Annotated in this window: 19 protein-coding genes and 1 pseudogene; 14 read left to right on the top strand and 6 right to left on the bottom strand. The window is 67.8% G+C overall.

Going from position 1 to position 18,588, the window contains the following annotated elements:
* Positions 1 to 5 precede the first annotated feature (5 nt).
* A complete protein-coding gene (locus EV652_RS13690) occupies positions 6 to 713 on the top strand; it encodes a glycoside hydrolase family 12 protein (RefSeq protein ID WP_255512593.1) in 708 nt (235 codons plus the stop codon).
* Positions 714 to 835: 122 nt separating this feature from the next.
* Here EV652_RS13690 and EV652_RS13685 read toward each other — a convergent pair whose 3' ends face one another.
* Together EV652_RS13685 and EV652_RS13680 are read right to left on the bottom strand one after the other, a co-directional pair.
* Positions 836 to 2,842: a glycoside hydrolase family 36 protein gene (locus tag EV652_RS13685; protein ID WP_132209467.1), complete on the bottom strand. Its 2,007-nt coding sequence runs from the start codon at positions 2,840 to 2,842 to the stop codon at positions 836 to 838.
* A complete protein-coding gene (locus tag EV652_RS13680) occupies positions 2,839 to 3,732 on the bottom strand; it encodes an EamA family transporter (protein WP_132209466.1) in 894 nt (297 codons plus the stop codon). Before EV652_RS13680 ends, EV652_RS13685 begins: the two co-directional genes overlap by 4 nt.
* Positions 3,733 to 3,771: 39 nt before the next feature.
* On the opposite strand from EV652_RS13680, the gene EV652_RS13675 reads away from it, so the two are divergent.
* Complete coding sequence (locus tag EV652_RS13675; RefSeq protein WP_132209465.1) at positions 3,772 to 4,272, top strand: MarR family winged helix-turn-helix transcriptional regulator; 501 nt, start codon at positions 3,772 to 3,774, stop codon at positions 4,270 to 4,272.
* A gap of 222 nt (positions 4,273 to 4,494) precedes the next feature.
* Here EV652_RS13675 and EV652_RS46000 read toward each other — a convergent pair.
* Positions 4,495 to 4,560, bottom strand: a pseudogene (locus tag EV652_RS46000) (hypothetical protein); the annotation flags it as partial.
* 403 nt (positions 4,561 to 4,963) lie between these two features.
* Here EV652_RS46000 and EV652_RS13665 point away from each other — a divergent pair.
* Together EV652_RS13665 and EV652_RS13660 are read left to right on the top strand one after the other, a co-directional pair.
* Complete coding sequence (locus EV652_RS13665) at positions 4,964 to 5,977, top strand: LacI family DNA-binding transcriptional regulator (protein WP_132209464.1); 1,014 nt, start codon at positions 4,964 to 4,966, stop codon at positions 5,975 to 5,977.
* A gap of 43 nt (positions 5,978 to 6,020) precedes the next feature.
* A complete protein-coding gene (locus EV652_RS13660) occupies positions 6,021 to 7,472 on the top strand; it encodes a glycosyltransferase family 87 protein (protein WP_132209692.1) in 1,452 nt (483 codons plus the stop codon).
* Here EV652_RS13660 and EV652_RS13655 read toward each other — a convergent pair.
* A complete protein-coding gene (locus EV652_RS13655) occupies positions 7,469 to 8,398 on the bottom strand; it encodes a threonine ammonia-lyase (protein ID WP_132209463.1) in 930 nt (309 codons plus the stop codon). The genes EV652_RS13660 and EV652_RS13655 overlap by 4 nt on opposite strands.
* A gap of 94 nt (positions 8,399 to 8,492) precedes the next feature.
* Here EV652_RS13655 and EV652_RS13650 point away from each other — a divergent pair, with 94 nt between their 5' ends.
* Positions 8,493 to 8,753: a WhiB family transcriptional regulator gene (locus tag EV652_RS13650; RefSeq protein ID WP_132209462.1), complete on the top strand. Its 261-nt coding sequence runs from the start codon at positions 8,493 to 8,495 to the stop codon at positions 8,751 to 8,753.
* Here the strand turns inward: EV652_RS13650 and EV652_RS13645 are convergent.
* Positions 8,750 to 9,598 carry an ATP-grasp domain-containing protein gene (locus EV652_RS13645; protein WP_132209461.1) on the bottom strand — a complete coding sequence of 283 codons (849 nt, stop codon included), beginning with the start codon at positions 9,596 to 9,598 and terminating at the stop codon, positions 8,750 to 8,752. The genes EV652_RS13650 and EV652_RS13645 overlap by 4 nt on opposite strands.
* A gap of 101 nt (positions 9,599 to 9,699) precedes the next feature.
* Here EV652_RS13645 and EV652_RS13640 point away from each other — a divergent pair, with 101 nt between their 5' ends.
* Genes EV652_RS13640 through EV652_RS13620 form a run of 5 tightly spaced genes read left to right on the top strand, consistent with a single transcriptional unit; the run spans position 9,700 to position 13,295 of the window.
* Positions 9,700 to 10,416, top strand: coding sequence for a response regulator transcription factor (locus tag EV652_RS13640; RefSeq protein WP_132209460.1), 717 nt, complete (start codon positions 9,700 to 9,702; stop codon positions 10,414 to 10,416).
* Positions 10,413 to 11,549, top strand: a complete 1,137-nt coding sequence (locus EV652_RS13635) for a sensor histidine kinase (protein ID WP_132209459.1) — start codon at positions 10,413 to 10,415, stop codon at positions 11,547 to 11,549. Before EV652_RS13640 ends, EV652_RS13635 begins: the two co-directional genes overlap by 4 nt.
* Before the next feature lie 11 nt (positions 11,550 to 11,560).
* Positions 11,561 to 12,031 (top strand): hypothetical protein, encoded by a 471-nt coding sequence (locus EV652_RS13630; protein ID WP_242001742.1) that lies wholly within the window; start codon positions 11,561 to 11,563, stop codon positions 12,029 to 12,031.
* Complete coding sequence (locus tag EV652_RS13625; protein WP_242001741.1) at positions 12,028 to 13,005, top strand: RNA polymerase subunit sigma-70; 978 nt, start codon at positions 12,028 to 12,030, stop codon at positions 13,003 to 13,005. The genes EV652_RS13630 and EV652_RS13625 overlap by 4 nt, the downstream gene beginning before the upstream one ends.
* A gap of 5 nt (positions 13,006 to 13,010) precedes the next feature.
* Positions 13,011 to 13,295: a hypothetical protein gene (locus tag EV652_RS13620; RefSeq protein WP_132209457.1), complete on the top strand. Its 285-nt coding sequence runs from the start codon at positions 13,011 to 13,013 to the stop codon at positions 13,293 to 13,295.
* Between the two features lie 12 nt (positions 13,296 to 13,307).
* Here EV652_RS13620 and EV652_RS13615 read toward each other — a convergent pair whose 3' ends face one another.
* Complete coding sequence (locus tag EV652_RS13615) at positions 13,308 to 14,963, bottom strand: bifunctional 3'-5' exonuclease/DNA polymerase (RefSeq protein ID WP_132209456.1); 1,656 nt, start codon at positions 14,961 to 14,963, stop codon at positions 13,308 to 13,310.
* Between the two features lie 113 nt (positions 14,964 to 15,076).
* On the opposite strand from EV652_RS13615, the gene EV652_RS13610 reads away from it, so the two are divergent.
* The 4 genes from EV652_RS13610 (at position 15,077) to pdxT (ending at position 18,587) form a co-directional block, all read left to right on the top strand.
* On the top strand, positions 15,077 to 16,432 hold the full coding sequence (locus tag EV652_RS13610; protein WP_132209455.1) for an aminotransferase-like domain-containing protein: 1,356 nt from the start codon (positions 15,077 to 15,079) through the stop codon (positions 16,430 to 16,432).
* A gap of 72 nt (positions 16,433 to 16,504) precedes the next feature.
* Positions 16,505 to 17,428: a pyridoxal 5'-phosphate synthase lyase subunit PdxS gene (gene pdxS, locus EV652_RS13605; protein WP_132209454.1), complete on the top strand. Its 924-nt coding sequence runs from the start codon at positions 16,505 to 16,507 to the stop codon at positions 17,426 to 17,428.
* Positions 17,425 to 17,997 carry a DUF6891 domain-containing protein gene (locus EV652_RS13600; RefSeq protein WP_242001740.1) on the top strand — a complete coding sequence of 191 codons (573 nt, stop codon included), beginning with the start codon at positions 17,425 to 17,427 and terminating at the stop codon, positions 17,995 to 17,997. The genes pdxS and EV652_RS13600 overlap by 4 nt, the downstream gene beginning before the upstream one ends.
* Positions 17,994 to 18,587 (top strand): pyridoxal 5'-phosphate synthase glutaminase subunit PdxT, encoded by a 594-nt coding sequence (pdxT, locus tag EV652_RS13595; protein ID WP_132209453.1) that lies wholly within the window; start codon positions 17,994 to 17,996, stop codon positions 18,585 to 18,587. Before EV652_RS13600 ends, pdxT begins: the two co-directional genes overlap by 4 nt.
* Position 18,588 lies beyond the last annotated feature (1 nt).

Below are 18,588 nucleotides of genomic sequence, written 5' to 3'. Positions count from 1 at the left end.
CAAAGATGAGAGGAACAGCAATGACAAAATGGTGGAGAGCAGTAACTGCAGTGGTGACAGTACTAGCGGCGGGCCTGGTGGCCGCCGTACCCGCGCAGGCCGCGGCGTGGTCATCCTCGGACCAGTGGGGGACCTGGTCGAACGGCGGCTACACGGTTCGCAACAACATCTGGGGCGGCGGCGCCGGCCCGCAGACGATCTGGGCCAACTCCTACAGCAACTGGGGCGTCTGGGCCGACCACCCGAACACCGGCGGCGTGAAGTCGTACCCGCACTCGGCGCGCAACATCGGCAAGCGAGTGAGCGCCATCGGCACCCTGACCAGCAACTTCAACGTGTCCCGCCCGGGTAGTGGGTCGTACGCGACGACGTACGACATCTGGGCCGACAACAACGCCTACGAAATCATGATCTGGATGAACAAGCAGGGCGCCGTCGGTCCGATCGGTTCCCTGCAGACCACCGTCAGCGTCGGCGGCCACACCTGGGACGTCTACCGCGGCAGCAACGGCGCGAACGCGGTGTTCTCCTTCATCCGCACCTCCAACACCAACTCCGGCTCGGTCGACATCAAAGCCGTCCTGAACTGGATCCGCACCCGCGGCTGGATGGGCGACGCCACTGTCGGCGAAGTCCAGTTCGGCTTCGAGATCACCTCATCCGCCGGCGGCCTCAACTTCGCCTCCAACTCTTACTCCGTCACCTCCTCCTGACCAGAAGGGGGCTCCCGGCCTCCGGGAGCCCCCATGTTCCCTGCCACCGGGTAGCGCTGAACGCCGGCTTGCTTGACACGGTCAACCTGGCCTGGAAGCTGGCCGCCCCTCTCCACCTGGTTCTAGCTGGGGGTGAGGCGGATGATTCGGGCCGAGGGTTCGGACACGTCTGTTGTGACCCTCAGCCCGTTGCCCGTCCAGTTGTAGGTCCAGCCGTCCGGCTCTGTGGGGAAGAGGTTGTCGACGATTGACGGGGCGATGGGGAGCGTGATCTCCCCAGGGCCCTCCGCGCGGTGCCAGAGGGCCAGGTAGGTGGCGGTGGGATTGCTCAACGCCAGGGCGATCCAGTCGTCACTCCAGTTCGGGAGGCCGACGGGCCAGCTCGGTACGAGGGTTTCCAGATCTTCCAGTACGACGCGATGGGCGGCGACGGCGGACCGAACCAGGTCGAGTTCGGAGTCGGTCATGTGGTTGAGATGGCCGGAGAGGTAGAGGCGGCCGGGGATGCCGTTGACCAGGGCGAGGGTGAACTCTTCGCGCGTGGTGCCGGTGATCGGGTAGGCCCAGTGGCCGGCTTGTTCGGGGAGTACGGCGGCCGGGGCCGCTGCTGTGATGGGTGCATAGAGCAACGGGTGTTGCTGGTCAGAGGTTGATTGCAGGTGGAGGCGGGACAGCATCGCGTAGTCCATCCGCATCGCGCCCGAGGCGCAGTTCTCGATCAACAACTCGGGTTGGCGAGCCTGCAACGCGTCGAGCCAGGTGAGCAGGGCCCGGTTGTGTTCGAGCAGGCCGTGGCCCAGCGACGTACCGCCCTTGTCGGTGCCGGGGCCAGTCATCGTGTTGTTGTCGAACTTGAAGTACCCGACGCCGAAGTCGCTCACCAGCCGGTCGACCGTGTCGTCGAGGTGCTGGCGGGCGAGTGGGTTGCGGAGGTCGAGAAGGTAGCGGCCGTGCTCGGCGACCCGGGTCCCGCGACGCGTGAGGAAGGCTTCGTCGGGCAGTACCGACGCGATCGGTGCGTCGACACCGATCACCTCGGGCTCAAGCCACAACCCCGGCACCAGACCGCGCTTGTGGATCCGGTCGATCACCTCGCCGACGCCGTTCGGGAAGCGGGTGGTCGACGGCTGCCACGCGCCGACGGTGCTCCACCAGTGGCCCTCGGCGTACCAGCCGGCGTCAATGCAGAAGTAGTCGGCGCCGACCTCGGCCGCGGCGTCGATCAGCGGCAGCAACTTCTCGGTCGTCGGGTCGCCCATCAGCGTGTTCATGTAGTCGTTGAAGATCACCGGCATCCGGTCGTCCACCGGCCGGCGCATCCGCAGCGCGCGGCGTTGCCGGGTGAGCGCCGCGAACGCGCTGTCGCGGTCGGTCGCGGCGACGAGGGAGACGGGCACGGTGGTGAACGGTTCGTCCGCGGTCAGCCGGACGGTCCACTGGTGTTCCTGATCGGTCGGCCCGCTGAGCAACAGGTAACCGCCACGCTGGTTCTCGCCGAGTTCGACATGCCAGGGCCCGTTGTGCTCGACCTGCCAGCCGAGTGCGTACGGCGTGCTCCGATCGACCAGTACGCCGACCGGCAGCCGCTCACCGGTCGACCAGGAACCGGTGCTGGTCAGCGCATGACGGCTCTTCGCGACCGGATAGTGCGGATCGCGGACGATCTGCGGAACACCGCCCGAGCGCAACGGCTGGACCGACCACCGGTTCTCAGCCATCCAGTCGTTGGCCGCCGAGTGCAGATCCGCATCGACCGACTCGAGCCCGACGACCAGGGACGACAGGAAGTCCAGCTCGAGCGAGCCCGGCCCGGTCATCGATGCCTCGGACCACGCCCGTACGCCGGCTCGCGCCTCGAACACACTGGTGATCCGCAGACCGGTCTCGGCGTCTTCCTGGACGATGCGCAACGTGGATCCACTGTCGTCGTGGCGCACGTACCGCAGGCGCTGACCCAGGATCGTGTCGACATGCCGGTTCGTGCCGGGAGATCGCCCGTACCCGATCGCTGATACCTCCACCAACGGTTGGCTCGGCACGACGCCCGCATCCCCGGCGGTCACCCGCACCGGACCGTCATCGAGAGTGAAGGTCAACGTCAGCTCGGGCGTGCTCCAGCGCAGGTTCATCGATAAACCTTAGGTGGCTCGGCCACCGGTGACGCAACGGTCGTCTCGCGTCGCGGTCGGGCGAGCGTGATGCCGAGAAGCACCAGTGTCATCCCGAGAAGTTGCGGGACGGTGAGCATGTCGCCGGACAGGGTTGTTCCCAGGAGTACGCCGGTGACCGGGTTCAGTAAGCCGATCAGGCCGACGGTGGCAGCGGGCAGGTGGCGGAGGCCGGTGAACCAGGCGGTGAAGGCCAGGGCGGTGGCGATCAGGCCGACGTACGCGAAGCCGGCGAGGGCCGGTAGGTCCAGGGACGGTGGCCGGCCCTCGATCGTCACGGCGAACGGGATGAGGACAAGGCCGCCGGCGATGAGTTGCCAGGAGGTGGTGGCCAGCGGGCTGGCGGCTCGGCCCCATTTCTTGGTGAGGATGTAGCCGCACGAAGACATGAGCAGCGCGGCGATCGAGGCTGCTACGCCGCGGAGGTCCACAGAGGTTGCGCCGGCGCCGAGCATCAGACACACGCCCGTGATTCCGGCGGCGGCGCCGATGAGCACGGGCAGGGTCGGGCGCTCCGCGAGCAGGGCCCAGGCGAAGAGGGCCATGGTCAGTGGGGTCGCGGACATGATCGTCGAGGCCAGGCTGACCGGCAGGAGCTGCGAGGCGACGTAGATCAGCGCGAAGAAGGCGCCCATGTTGCAGACGCCAAGCACCAACGACCGCCACCACCACGCCCCGCGGGGGAGGCGGCGGGCGATGCACAGCAACAGCAATCCGGCCGGCAGGGCGCGGAAGAGGGCGCCGTACAGGGGATAACCGGCCGGCAAGTACTCGTGGGTGACGAAGTAGTTCGTGCCCCACGCGATCGGAGCGATCGCGGTGACGAGCACCCAGCGGAAGATATTTTCCATGGAAACTATTATATCTTCCTGGGAAGATATGCTGTACCGGTGACCGAAGACCACGTGGCACGGATCCAGGCGGAGTGGCGAGTCGAGCGGCCGGACGTCGACACGAGTCCACAAGGAGTGATCGGCCGGCTGCACCGGATCGCGAACCACCTGACCGGTGAGCTGACGCTGCTCTACGCGAAGTACGGCCTGACCGAGGGGGAGTTCGACGTACTCGCCGCATTGCGTCGGGCCGGTACGCCGTACGAGCGGGCGCCTGGTGAGATCGCGCTGCACACGATGGTGACGACCGGTGCGGTCACCAAGCGGGTCGATCGGCTCGAGCAGGCCGGTCTGGTGGAGAGACGGCGCAGTGACGCCGACGGTCGTGGTCGTGTCGTCCGCCTGACACCGACCGGGCGTCGCCTGTTCGACCAGGCGTTCACTGCTCATATGGCCAACGAGCGGCGGCTGCTCGAAGCGCTGACTCCGGATGACGCCGCGCAGTTGGAGAAGTTGCTCACCACCTGGCTTGGCGTGCTGGAGCCTAGGACCGACTGAAGTGCTTCTCTGGGTCGGGGGAGGCCTGGAGGAGCAGCTTGGTGTAGTCAACTCATGCGGGCCGCCGCTGAGCCATGACCTCGGCCGGCGTGAGCTGGACCCGCTCGAGCAGCTCGTGGACGCCGTCCTTCCCCTTCCCATGCAGCTGCAACGGCCGGGCCAGGTGATGGTCGATCGAGTGAACGGATCCTGGAAGACCATTTGCCCCGTACGGCGATAGTCGCGCAGGCCTGAGCGTCGTACCGGCTGACCGTCCAGCAGGATCGAGCCGGCCGATGGACGTTGCAACTGGAGCAGCAACTTGGCGATCGTCGACTTGCCACTGCCACTTTGTCCGAAAGAAGTTCAGCGTCAGCGCGGCCCACAGGGCGACGACGTAGAACCCCGCCTTGTGCAGGTAACAGCGCATCTACTTGGCCCCTTATTTTACTGGGGTCAGGTTCTGCACCACGATCCCGCTGTCCCAGGCCTTCCAGGTGGCCGGGAACGAGTACAGGTCGTCCTTGGTCGGCCAGCCGGTGACCCGGGCATGACGCGGTCCTCCGGTCGAAAAAGAATGGGTGGATGGGCGGGCGGAAATGCATTTGACTGGACCGGTTCAGTTCAGTGAACGGGACGGTACTGGACCGGTTCAGTGACGACAAGACCGAAAGTCGGGTAAGTTTCTGGACCGTGACCTGAGGAGGCGCGGATGGCACGGGTGACGATCCGGGAGATCGCCCGGCGGGCAGGGGTGTCGAAAGGGGCCGTCTCGTACGCGCTGAACGGTCAGCCCGGGGTGTCGGAGGAGACCCGCGCCCGGGTGCTGAAGGTCGCCGAGGAGCTCGAGTGGGTGCCGAACCCGGTGGCCCGGCAGCTGTCCGTCGCGCGCAGCGAGACCTTCGGGCTCATCCTCGCCCGGCCGGCCCAGACGCTCAGTGAAGAGCCGTTCTACATGGCCTTCGTCGGCGGACTGGAAGGTGTTCTGAGCGAGCGGTCCTACGCCTTGGCGTTGCGGACCGTCCCGGGCACGGAGGAAGAACTCGCGGCGTACCGGAAATGGTCCCGGGAAAAGCGCGTGGACGGCGTCGTGGTGGTCGACATCAAGGCCGACGACCCACGCATTCCGCTGCTGAAGGAACTCGGCCTGCCGACCGTCCTGGTCGGCGACCCGTCCCTGGCCGAGGGACTGACGTGCGTCTGGACCGACAGTACGACGGCCATGTCGGAAGCGGTCGACCATGTCGCCGAGCTCGGGCACCACCGCGTCGCCCGGGTCGCCGGACCGCCCGACCACGGACACGTCTGGATCCGCGACCAGGCGTACGCCGCGGCAGTCCGTCGTACCGGGCTCTCCGCGGAAGTCGTGCACACGGACTTCTCCGGCGATCAGGGCGCGAGCGCGACCCGGCAGTTGATGTCGTCCGCGACGCCACCGACCGCGATCATCTACGACAACGACCTGATGGCGGTGGCCGGTCTGTCGACACTCGGCAACCTCGGCGTCCGCTGCCCCGACGAGGTCACGCTGATCGCCTGGGACGACTCGGCACTCTGCCGGATCACCCACCCGACCCTGACCGCGATGAGCCACGACGTCGTCGGGTACGGCGCCGAAGTGGCGACCCGGCTGTTCGATCTTCTCGAGGGCGCCGAGCCGGCCGCGCACCTCTACTCCACCCCCAAACTGCAGGCCCGCGAGAGCTCCGGCCCACCTCCCGGGTGATCCGGTAGCCTGCCCTGGTCGTCGGTCGAGCGGATAGGAGATGATGCCCCCCGTGACCGGAGCACGTAGCCAGGACGCGCCGGACCGGCTGTCCCCGTCGGAGGCCGACCCGTCCGTTGCCGGCCTGACAGTGGGGCTCGGTGGGCCGTTGGGCCGGTTCGCCCGGCTGAGCTCGTCCTGGTGGACGCCGCTGCGGATCGCGCTGGCGGTGTGCACGGTCACCTTCGCGCTCGGCGTACTGCAGAAGGCGCCGTGTATGGACGCCGGCTGGGACCGGCAGAGCTGGCGGCCGTTCAAGGCGCTGTGCTACTCCGACATCGGGTTCCTGTACCAGGAGCGCGGGTTCGCCGAGGGCAACCGGCCGTTCCTCGACACCGGCAACTACCCGGTGCTCGAGTACCCGGTGCTGACCGGCGGGTTCATGGAGGTCGCGGCCCGGGCCACCTGGGTGATCACCGGCGACCCGAAGAAGGATCTGACCGCCGAGGAGAAGCGCGACACCGCGGGCGTCTTCTTCCTGGTCAACGTGATCATGCTGTTCCTGTGCGCGCTGCTCATCGTCGGCCTGACCGTGGCCACCGCGCGCGGGGTGGAGACACGTCCCGGCGCGGCCCGTGGGCAGCCGCTGGATGCGCTGTACGTCGCCGCCGCGCCGGTCCTCGCGCTGACGTCGACGATCAACTGGGACCTGTTCGCGGTGGCGCTGACGTCCGGTGCGATGTTCGCCTGGTCGCGGGGCCGGCCGATCTGGTTCGGCATCCTGCTCGGGCTGGGGACGGCGGCGAAGTTCTACCCGTTCCTGCTGCTCGGGCCGCTGCTGATCGTGTGCATCCGGGGCCGGAAGCTGTGGCCGTGGTTCCAGGCGACTGTGGCCACAATCGTCGCCTGGGGTCTGGTCAACGCGCCGATCTACCTGCTGGCGAAGAACGAGTGGATGTCGTTCTGGACGTTCAACGATCAGCGGGAGAGCGACTACGGCTCGATCTGGTACGTGCTGAAGCTGGCCAAGCACGAGGTCGCGGACGTGAACCAGCTGAACATCGTGATCTTCGCCGGGCTCTGCCTGTCGATCGCGATCCTCGGCCTGATGGCGCCGCGGCCGCCTCGGTTCGCACAGCTCGCGTTCCTGGTGGTGGCGGCGTTCCTGCTGGTCAACAAGGTGTACTCACCGCAGTACGTGCTGTGGCTGCTGCCGCTGGTGGCGCTGGCCCGGCCGCGGTTGCGGGACTGGCTGATCTGGCAGGCGTGCGAATGCTTCTACTGGATGCTGGTCTGGATGCATCTGGCCCAATTCCTGGCGCCCGGGAATCCGGACCAGCCGGACCGGATCTACTGGTTGTCGGTGATCCTGCGGATGGCCGGGACGCTCTGGCTGATGCTGGTGGTGTCACGCGACATCCTGCTGCCGGAGAACGACCCGGTCCGCCAAGGCGACGTGATCGACGACCCGAGCGACGGGGTCAAGTCCGACGCACGTGCGCTGGCTCCTGCCTAGAGCACCAGCTTCGACACGTCGAGGTTGCCGCCGCTGACGACGGAGGCGGTCGTGCCCTCCAAGTGGATGCTGCCTTCGAGCAGCGCCGCGAAGGGTGCGGCAGCGGCCGGCTCGAGGGCGAGCTTGGTGCGGGACATGACGAGTCGGGTCGCTTCCAGGAGCGCCTCTTCACTCACGCGGACGACGGTGTCGACGTACTGCTGGATGAGCGGGAAGTTGCGCGTGCCGCAGACCGGTGCGGCCAGGCCATCGGCGATCGATCGGGCGGTCGGCAGCTTCTGTGGTTCGCCGGCCGCGAGGCTGCGGCTGACGACGTCGGCCTGCTCCGGCTCGATGCCGATCACGCGGATCTCGGGCTTCACGAGCTTCACCGCCAGCGCGACGCCGGAGATGAGTCCGCCGCCGCCGATCGGGACCAGGACCGTGTCGATGTCCGGGCGTTCTTCGAGCAGTTCCAGGCCGAGGCTGCCGTGACCGGTGATCACGTCCTCGTCGTCGAACGGGTGGACACCGGTCAGCTTCCGCTCGTCCCGGATCAACTCGTACTGCGCCATCAGGTCACCCTCGACGAGTTCGACCGTGGCGCCGTACCCGCGGGCCGCGTCGATCTTCGCCGGTACGGCGGTCGTCGCCATCACCACGGTGGCCGGAACGCCGGCATTCCGCGCAGCCCAGGCGAGGGCGCCGGCCGCGTTCCCGGCCGAGACGGTGACGACACCGCGGTCGCGATCCTCGGGGCTGAGCCGGAGCAGCTTGGTGAGCAGTCCGCGGACCTTGAAACTGCCGGTCTTCTGGAACAGTTCGGCCTTGAGCAGGAGCGTGCCACCGAAGCGTTCGTCGAGAGCGCTCGAGGTCAGGATCGGGGTGCGGTGGATGCGGCCCTGGAGCTGGTCGGCGGCCTGCTGGATGTCCTCGAGCGTCGGCATGGTTCCGACTCTATTTGTCTATTAAATCAGTCAACAAACTCTCATATGGCGAGACGCGGTCCAGACCGGTCGCGGTGGCGCCTACCGTTTTGTCATGAGGCCGACCCTGACAGTGATCGTTGATCCCGCCGACCGCTGGATGAGCCGGGCCGCCTGTATCGGTCAGGCACCTGCCTACGACGAGACGGCGACGCCCTGGGAGCAGCGCAAGGCCCGCCAGCTCTGTCTGACCTCGTGCCCGGTGCTGGCCGAGTGCCGCGAGTGGGCCCGCCGGACCAAGTTCACCGGCACCGCGGCCGGCGAGACCCTCCTGTACGGCCGCCGCCGGGGGCACCCGGAGACGGCAGCAAGTTAGACGCGCTTGGCGACCGCCGCGGCCAGTTTCTCCGTCGCTTCCGGGAACTCCGGCAGGAAGAGGTAGGGCTCGATGAGTTCCAGCTCCATCAGCAGGAAGCGGCCATTGACGACCACGCCATCGACGCGTGCGTACAGCGGCGGGGAGCCGGCCGCGGCCAGTGCCGTACGTGCGCTCTCGAGCACGGCCGGCGACGGGTCGGTCACGGTCGCCTCGCCGCCGAACATCACCTGGACCCGGTAGTCACCAGCTGCCGGGCGCTTGACGACGGCGTGGGTGAACTCGCCGTCGATGAACATCAGCGACCACTCGCCGTCGGTCAGGATCTCGGACAGGAACGGCTGCACCAGGTAGACCGTGTCCGGGAGGTCGTCCATCGCCCGGCTCAGCTCGTCGGAGCCGGCGACACCGCGGACGGTGTGCAGGGCGGCGGCGCCCACCGTGGGCTTGATGACGATCTCCTGGCCGTCCAGCCCGGCGACCACCTCCCGCAGGCACGCGCCGGCCGCGATCTGCGACGGCACGATCGCCACTCCGCGCTCGCGGATCTCGACCAGATACTGCTTGTCACCGTTCCAGCGCACCAGGCCGCTGTCGTTGAACACCGGTACGCCGGCCTTGTCGACCTGGCTCAGCCATTCGGTGAACTCGTCGTACCGGACGTGGTAGTCCCACACCGAGCGCAGCAGGATTGCGTCGTACGCCGACCAGTCGACGGACGGGTCGGTCCACACCTCGGCGACCGGGTCCAGACCGGTGGCGCGGAGCGCGTCGACGAGTGGGAGGTCGTGCTCGTGCAACTCGGGGTGGGCGGCCGAGGTCGCGAGGGCGATGCGTTTCGTCACGCCGCTCAGTGTTGGTGTGCGTCCACCGCCTCGTCAAACTGGTATCCACAACCGGGTCGTGACGCACTGTGATCTCCGCCCGGACGATCTACGCTCTAGCCGTGGCTACTCGAGTGCTCGTGGTGGACGACGACCCGACCGTTTCCAACGTCGTCTCGGCGTACCTGACCAAGGCCGGGTACGACGCCCGCGTGGTCGCCGACGGGGTCGCGGCGGTCGAGGTGTGGCAGCAGTGGAAGCCGTCGGTCGTCGTGCTGGACGTGATGCTGCCCGGCCTGTCCGGGCTGGAGGTGCTGCGGCGGATGCGCGCGGCCGATGACGGTGCCGCGGTGATCATGCTGTCGGCGCGCGGCGAGGAGGAGGATCGGCTGGTCGGGCTGGAGGTCGGGGCCGACGACTATGTGGTCAAGCCGTTCAGTCCGCGGGAGCTGACGTTGCGGGTGCAGGCGATGCTGCGGCGCGAGGAGCGGCTGGCCGGGCTCGACCTGAGACCGACCAAGCTGAGCGCCGGTCCGGTCACGATCGACACCGCGGCGCGGATCGCTTACCTGGACGGTCGGGAGTTGTCGCTGACGCACCGTGAATTCGATCTGCTGACGTATCTGGTGTCGCATCCAGGCAAGGCGTACACGAAGGCCGAACTGCTGCGCCGGGTCTGGGGCTGGGACTTCGGTGACTCCTCGACCGTGACGGTCCACGTCCGGCGGCTGCGGGAGAAGATCGAGGCCGATCCGTCCGATCCCCGGCTGGTGCTCACGGTCCCGCGGACCGGCTATCGCTTCGTCGGTGAACCCGGCCTCGCGGGTGAATCGGGATGAACCGCGACACCGTCACGATCCTCGCGCTGACCACCCTGTGGACTCTTGTGGTGGCGGCGATCGGGGCCGCGATCCTGTGGCAGTTCCGGCGTCGTTCGTTGCGGACGGCGATGATCGTGGCGGCGCTGGTGCCGATGGCCGCCGCGCTGGCCGCCGTACTGCAGAGCGTGCGGGCGATGTTCATCTCGGCCCACGACTCGCTCGTGGTGCTGTGGACATTGGCGTTCTCGGCCCTGCTCGGGGTGGCGTTGTCGGTGCTGATCGGGCACTGGATCACCACCGGCTCACGTGATGTGGGACGACGGTTGCGTCAGCTTGGTACGTCGTACGACGCTCCTGCTGCTGCGTCGACCGGGACTGTGCCGGCCGAGTTGGCGGCGTTGACGGACGAGCTGGAGATGACGCGGATGAGGCTGGCCGCGTCGCGCGAACGTGAGCATGCGTTGGAGGACAGCCGGCGCGAGTTGGTCGCCTTCATGTCTCATGACCTGCGTACGCCGCTGGCCGGTTTGCGGGCCGTGTCGGAGGGACTCGAGGACGGGGTGATCGACGACGTACCGGTGGCATTGCGGCAGATGCGCGCGACGGTCGATCGGATGACCGGGCTGGTGGACGACCTGTTCGAGCTGTCGCGATTGTCGTCGGCCCCGGCGCCCCGGCGGCGGGCGGCTGTGTCGTTGCGAGAGTTGGCGGACGATGTCGCGGGGGAGAGCGGTGAGCACGCGCGGGTCTCGGGTGTTCGGCTCGTCGTGTCGACGCCGGCGGATGACGATCGGCTCGCCGTACAAGGAGATCCGGACGAGCTGACCCGCGCGGTGACGAACCTGGTCGACAACGCGATCCGCCACACCAAGCCGGAGGAAACGGTCACTTTGTCCGTTGACCGCTCGGCGGACGGTGACGTCAGTCTCGCGGTCACCGACGCCTGCGGGGGCATACCTGCCGAGGATCTGGAACGGGTCTTCGACGTCGGCTGGCGCGGTGACGCGGGCCGAACCCCGACCGACGGCGGCGCCGGTCTGGGCCTCGCCATTGCCCGCGGCATCGTCGAGTCCCATGACGGAACTATTGCTGTCAGCAACGTTCCCGGCGGGTGCACCTTCCAGATCGAGCTCCCTGCCGCGCGGCCGTGAGTCTGTCGTGGGTGCTGGTCGTGGTTGCCGTCGGGCTGCTTTTGCTCGGGGCGTATGCGAGTTGGACGGCCGGGCGGTTGGATCGGCTGCATCACCGGGTCGAGAGTGCGCGGGCGTCATTGGAGATGGAGTTGGCTCGGCGGGCGGCGCTGGTTGCGGAGTTGGCGGGTGCCGGGATTCTCGATCCGGCGTCGTCGCTGTTGCTGCTGGACGCTGCCCATCGGGCGCGGACCGCGTCGGTGGACGAGCGTGAGCAGCGGGAGTCCGCGCTGACCCGGGCGATCAATGCGACCAGCACCGAGGTGGAACCGTGGGCCGGGGAGCTGAGTCTGGCGATGCGGCGGGTCCAGTTGGCGCGTCGGTTCCACAACGACATCGTGGTGTCGACGCGTGATCTGCGCCGGCGGCGGCTGGTCAGTTGGTTGCGGTTGGCGGGTCACGCGCCGATGCCCGGCACGATCGAGTTGGAGGACGGGAGTTGAACTTCGAGGACTTGGCTGAGCGCTATCGGCACGAGTTGCTGGTGCACTGCTACCGGATGCTCGGCTCGTACGACGACGCCGAGGAGATGGTCCAGGAGACGTTCCTCCGTGCCTGGAAGTCTCGGGAGAGGTTCGAGGGCCGCTCTTCGCTGCGCGCCTGGCTGTATCGCATCGCCACCAACGCTTGCATCGACGACGTACGACGTCCGCAACGAGTCCTCCCATATCAGCTCGAGCCTGCGTCCTTCCCGGCCACGGCCTTGCCACCCCGCGAGGATGTGCCTTGGCTGCAGCCGTTCCCCGACGTACTCCTGGATCGCTCGGAGGAGCCGGACGCTGTCGTCGTACGACGGGAAACCATCGAGCTGGCGTTCTTGATCGCGATCCAGCACCTGCCGCCCCGCCAACGTGCCGTACTCATCTTCCGCGACGTCCTCGGCTGGTCGGCCCGGGAAACCGCCGAGGCCGTCTCGCTGACCGTTGCAGCTGTGAACTCCGCCCTCCAACGCGCCCGCCCGGTCCTCCGCGACCACCTCCCACCTCACCGGTTGGAGTGGTCAGCCACCTCGTCAACCGCCGTCGAGCAAGAGTTGCTCCGCAAGTACATGGCCGCCTGGGACGCAGCCGACCCCGACGCCTTGGCCGCCCTCATGCACGAAGACATCCGCATCACGATGCCGCCGTACCCGTTCTGGTTCCAAGGCCGCCGCGACGCCGTCCGCTCGCTCGCCGCCAACCTGGACCCCACCGGCAACGCCTACCGAGGCCACTGGCGCTTCCTCCCCACCACCCTCAACCACCAACCCACCCTCGCCACCTACGTACAAACCCCCGGCGACACCGTCTACCACCCTTTCGGCTTCGACGTCTTCCGAATAGAAGGCGGCTTGATCGCCGAAATGACCGCCTTCCAGCTCACCGACTTCCCCGCCTATGGCCTCCCGGCCCACCTGCCGACGAAAGAAACAGGGTGAATGTGGTGTCCGCTGATTATGAGGTTGAATACCCGGCGTCTCTCGATGGGTATGAACTGGAGACCGAGGCCAAGGGGTACCTGGTCGACCTCGTCGTTCGCAGCGGTCCGCGCCGGTGGAACCTGACGGTCTACGATCCGACCCGCCTGAGCCAGGAGGTCGCAGACGAGCTCCGCATCTCGGGCTACTTCGCCCTGCCGAACCTCCTGGTGGTCCCCGAGGTCACCCGAGACGCGATCGCCACTGCGTTGAATGCGTTGGCAGCAACCGACTTCGCCGACCTCGACTGACACCCGCGGCAGCTACTTCGCGTCGGCGTAGTTTTGGACGGTGGCGGTGGTGAAGGCGAAGTGAGTGGGGGTGGGGCCGAAGGTCAGGGTGCCGGCGAGGTTGCTGGCGGATTGGATTGCGGCGGCTACCTGGTCGGCTTCTTGGGCGGGGCAGTGGACGATGACTTCGTCGTGTTGGAAGAAGACCAACTCGGCTTTCATGTCTGCAATTGATTGGCGGAGGGCGGCCAGGAGGAGGAGGGCCCAGTCGGCGGCGGAGCCTTGGACTACGAAGTTGCGGGTGAAGCGGCCACGGGCTCGGGCGTGGCGGGCGTCAGTCTGAGGTTCGTCGGCTGGTGGGCCTTCCAGCAGGGCGTCGTCCAGGGGTGCGCCGGCGGGTGGGCAGGTGCGGCCCAGCCAGGTGCGGACGAGGCGGCCTTCTTCGCCGGCGCGGGCGGCATCGTCGACGTACGCGACTGCTTGCGGGAATCGCTTGCGGAGCATGGCGAGGTTCTTGAGGCCGTCGCCGGAGGTCTGTCCGTAGATGGCGCCGAGTACGGCGAGCTTCGCCATCGCACGGTCACCGGAGAACGCCTGGTCCGAGACCGATTTGTAGAGATCGCCAGCTGAGCTCGCTACCTCCATCAAGGCCTGGTCGCGGGAGATCGCGGCGAGGATGCGTGGCTCGAGTTGGGAGGCGTCCGCGACGACGAGGCGCCAGCCCGGGTCGGCGACGACCGCTCGGCGGATGACCTTCGGGATCTGCAGACCGCCACCGCCGTTCGTGATCCAGCGGCCGGAGACTGTCCCGCCCGGGAGGAAGCCGGGCCGGAAGCGGCCGTCGTGGACCCAGTCATGCAGCCAGGACCAGCCGTTCGCGGTGTAGATGCGATAGAGCTTCTTGTACTCGACCAGTGGCGCGACCGCCGGATGGTCGATCGTCTCCAACTCCCAGCGCCGAGTCGACTTCAGTTGGTACCCGGCCGACTTGAACGCCTTCAGTACGTCGGCCGGCAGGTCAGGACGCACCCGCCGACCAAAGGCGGCCGACACCTCGTCCGCCAACTCGGTCAACCGTCGCGGCTCCCCAGTCCCGCCGAACCGTTCGCCGAGCAACTCGGCCAACACTTCACGGTGCGCCGATGCGCTCCACGGCAACCCGGCCCGATCCATCTCCGCGGCGATCAGCATCCCGGACGATTCCGATGCCGTCAGCAACCGCATTCGATCCGGGTGCTCAGTGAGGTGATGCCGCCGCAGCTGGTCGGCGTACACCTTCAACAAGCCTTCGAAGGAGACCGGCTCCCCCTGAATCTCGAAGAGCGACGACTGCTCACCTGGTACGACGGCGCGCAACGGCGGATCTGGTGGCACCGGCGCGCCGCTCAGCCGTGCCCACGCTGCGGCCGCCGAGCGTGGCTCACCCAGCCGGCCTTCGTGGCCGAGGAGGAGGCCTTCGCTGTTCTCGATGTCGTAGCAGCGCTCCACGCGTACGCCGCTCTGCAGCAAGCGTGGGTAGATCTCCGAGGTCGACCGCCAGACCCATCGGGTCACCTGCGGACGTGAACCTACGGCGGCCGCCAGGTCCGGCTCATGCAGTAGAGGACCGGCGGGCTGACCGTCCGGCTGCAGGGCGACGAGCACCGCCCCGCCACCCTCCTCCGGCGCAATCGCCCACCGCTCGTCCATGCCTAGATCTTCACACCCACCACCGACAGTCCCACCGCGCACAGCACCTCCTGGAGTCGTGAGAGTGACCTCATGCGCCCTGGGTGTCAGGCCAGTTGTGTCAGACTGGACTTATGTGGCGCGAGGGTGATCTCGATCCGGTGGACGGGACCAAGACCGAGCAGGTCGAGGCGCTCGTGCTGCGGCGGATCGAGCGTGGCGACCTGTCGATCGGTTCGCGGTTGCCGTCGGAGCGGGTGTTGGCGGAGCGGCTCGGGCTCAGTCGGGTGACCGTCGTACGGGCGTTGGATCACTTGCGGGCGGACGGCGTACTGGAGACCAAACGCGGTTCCGGGACAGTCGTGCGACCGCTCGACCGGCTGCTGGACCCGATCGCGCCGGCGTCGACCGTGACAGCGGGGGACCAGCCGCTGCTGGACCTGCGGTTCGCGACGACCGCTGCGCCGCACGACGTGGCCGAGGTGGCCGCGCAGATCGTCGAGGACAGCCTGCCGCAGGCCATGGGTGGCGACGGACCACCGCCCGGCGGTTCATTGGACCTCCGTACGGCGCTAGCCGAGCGACTCACCACAGAAGGCGTACCGACCGAGCCGGACCAGCTCACCCTGACCGTGGGAGCCGCAGCAGGCCTCAACGCCGCACTGGCCGGTCTGGACCTAGGACCGGGTGTAGCGATCACCGAGACTCCGACGTACCCGGCTGCTTTCGACCTACTCCGCAAACACCGCCTGGACGTGGCCGGCTGGCCTGCCGGTGTGTGGGACACGGACCAACTCACGCACCTCTGCAGACGGCACCGCCCCAAGGTCATCTACCTCCAGGCGGACAACCACAACCCCACCGGTCTCAGCCTCCCGGCTGACCGTCGTACGGCGGTGGTAGAGATCGCTCGCAGGTACGGCGCTGCTCTGATCAGTGACGAGACCATGAGGCCACTCTGGCTGGCCAGTGGCGAGCAGGCCGAGCCACTGAGTCGCTACCCGCGGACTGTGAGTGTTGGGTCACTCTCGAAGACGGTGTGGGGTGGACTGCGCGTCGGCTGGGTTCGCACCGGCAAACAGCTCAGGAGACGCATCAACACCGCCGCACAGCTCAGTGTGGCGTCGCCCAGCGCGTTGGACGACCTCCTCGCACAGGCGATCCTCGGCCGCCTCGACCGGGTGATCGGTCGGCGCCGGACCCGGCTGCGGGCCAACCTGGCCGCCCTGGAGACTGGACTCAAGACACTCGACGGTGTGGCGTGGCCCACGCCGACAGGTGGCATGACGTTGTGGCTGGAGTTGACGGAGACCAGGTCGCGGCGAGTGCTGGAGAAGGCCCGTGAACACGGGCTGCTGCTGGGTGCCGGGGACCTGTTCACACCGGACGGGACGGACCGCCGGCACATCAGGATCCCGTTCACCGCACCGCCGGCCACGCTCAGGCTGGTCGTCGCCCGGCTGTCGGAGGCCATCACTCAGTCCACTTGATCTGAGGTGGACTGAAGATTGGTGCCTCCTGCCCCCTAACCTGGAACTGAGCCCCACGACCAGGAGGATGTAGTGAGCGAGAACCAGACCCCCCAGACCGGCCCTCAGACCGGCCCTCAGACCGGCACCGCGAAGGTCAAGCGCGGTATGGCCGAGATGCTCAAGGGCGGCGTGATCATGGACGTGGTCACCCCTGAGCAGGCCAAGATCGCCGAGGACGCCGGTGCCGTCGCGGTGATGGCGCTGGAGCGGGTCCCGGCCGACATCCGTGCGCAGGGCGGCGTCTCCCGGATGAGCGACCCGGACATGATCGACGGCATCATCAGCACCGTCTCGATCCCGGTGATGGCCAAGGCCCGGATCGGTCACTTCGTCGAGGCGCAGGTGCTGCAGAGCCTCGGGGTCGACTACATCGACGAGTCCGAGGTGCTCACCCCGGCCGACTACGCCAACCACATCGACAAGTGGCAGTTCACCGTGCCATTCGTGTGTGGTGCGACCAACCTGGGCGAGGCGCTGCGCCGGATCACCGAGGGTGCGGCGATGATCCGCTCCAAGGGCGAGGCCGGCACCGGTGACGTCTCCAACGCGACCACCCACATGCGCCAGATCCGGCAGGAGATCCGCAAGCTGCAGGGCCTCCCCGAGGACGAGCTGTACGTCGCGGCCAAGGAGCTGCAGGCGCCGTACGAGCTGGTCAAGGAGGTCGCGCAGGCGGGCAAGCTCCCGGTCGTGCTGTTCACCGCCGGCGGTATCGCCACCCCGGCCGACGCCGCGATGATGATGCAGCTCGGCGCCGAGGGTGTGTTCGTCGGCTCCGGCATCTTCAAGTCGGGCAACCCGGCCCAGCGCGCCGAGGCGATCGTCAAGGCGACCACCTTCTACGACGACCCGGACGTGCTCGCCAAGGTGTCCCGCGGCCTGGGTGAGGCGATGGTCGGCATCAACGTCGACGAGATCCCGCAGCCGCACCGTCTCGCCGAGCGCGGCTGGTGACGACGCCGGAAGGTCTGCTGGCGGTGGACGAGCGGACCGCCCGGGAGCTGCGGGGTCTGGCCCGCGTCCTGGTGCGGTCCGGGTACGCCGATCATGCCGCCATCACGGCTGCGTTGACCGAGGCCGTCCAGGAGGATGCGCCGTCGATCGAAGCGACCGCCCTGGTGCCGCTGCTGATCGGTGAAGCGGTGATCGACCTCGACGCGGACGCCAAGGCGTGGCCGGCGACCACGGATCCCGACCGGTTGGACGCCGTACTGGACGAGCTCGAGAAGCGGGGAGTGGTGGTGGTCCGCTACACGTCGGACCACCACGCGGCCAAGAAGGCGCTCGTGGCTGCCGCGGATCCGAAGGGCCTGGTGTTCTTCACCGACACCGACGTCTGGCACGCCGTGGACTTCGGGATGCTCGAGCTCAAGCTTTGGCATCCCGACACCGCCAACGTCGCTCCGGGTGAGCCGTTGCTGGACGACGTACTCGCGCTCCTCAACGACAACGACCTCCCAGCCGTTTTCGACGAAGGCCGGATCGAGGTAACGCTCGACTGGCAGCGAAGGGTGACCTTGTGACCGTGATCGGTGTGTTCGCATTGCAGGGCAACGTGCGTGAGCACGTGGCCATGCTGAACCAGGTCGGCGTCGAGGCCCGGCCGGTACGGCGGCCTGCTGAGCTCGAGCAGGTGGACGCGCTGGTGCTGCCGGGTGGCGAGTCGACCACGATGGACAAGCTGGCCCGCGCGTTCGAGCTGTTCGAGCCGCTGCAGAAGCGGATCGCGGACGGGATGCCGGTGTTCGGCACCTGCGCCGGGATGATCATGCTGGCGAACGAGATCACCGGCGGGATCGACGGCCAGGAGACCCTCGGCGGACTGGATGTGACGGTACGGCGGAACGCGTTCGGGCGGCAGGTGGACTCGTTCGAGGCCGACCTGGATTTCGCCGCGTTCGACACGCCGTACCACGCCGTGTTCATCCGGGCACCGTGGGTGGAGCGGGTCGGCCGGGACGTCGAGGTACTCTCGACGGTGAGCTCGGGCCCGGCCGCGGGTAGGATCGTCGCGGTTCGCCACGATCGGCTGCTGGCCACGTCGTTCCATCCGGAGATGACCAGGGACGCCAGGCTGCACGGCTACTTCGCTGAGCTGGTGCGCGAACTCTGAG

Origin of the sequence: Kribbella steppae (genome assembly GCF_004342025.1) — a bacterium.
GTDB lineage: Bacteria > Actinomycetota > Actinomycetes > Propionibacteriales > Kribbellaceae > Kribbella > Kribbella steppae.
Note: the sequence above shows the minus strand (reverse complement) of the source record. Positions and strands in the feature narration are given on the sequence as shown.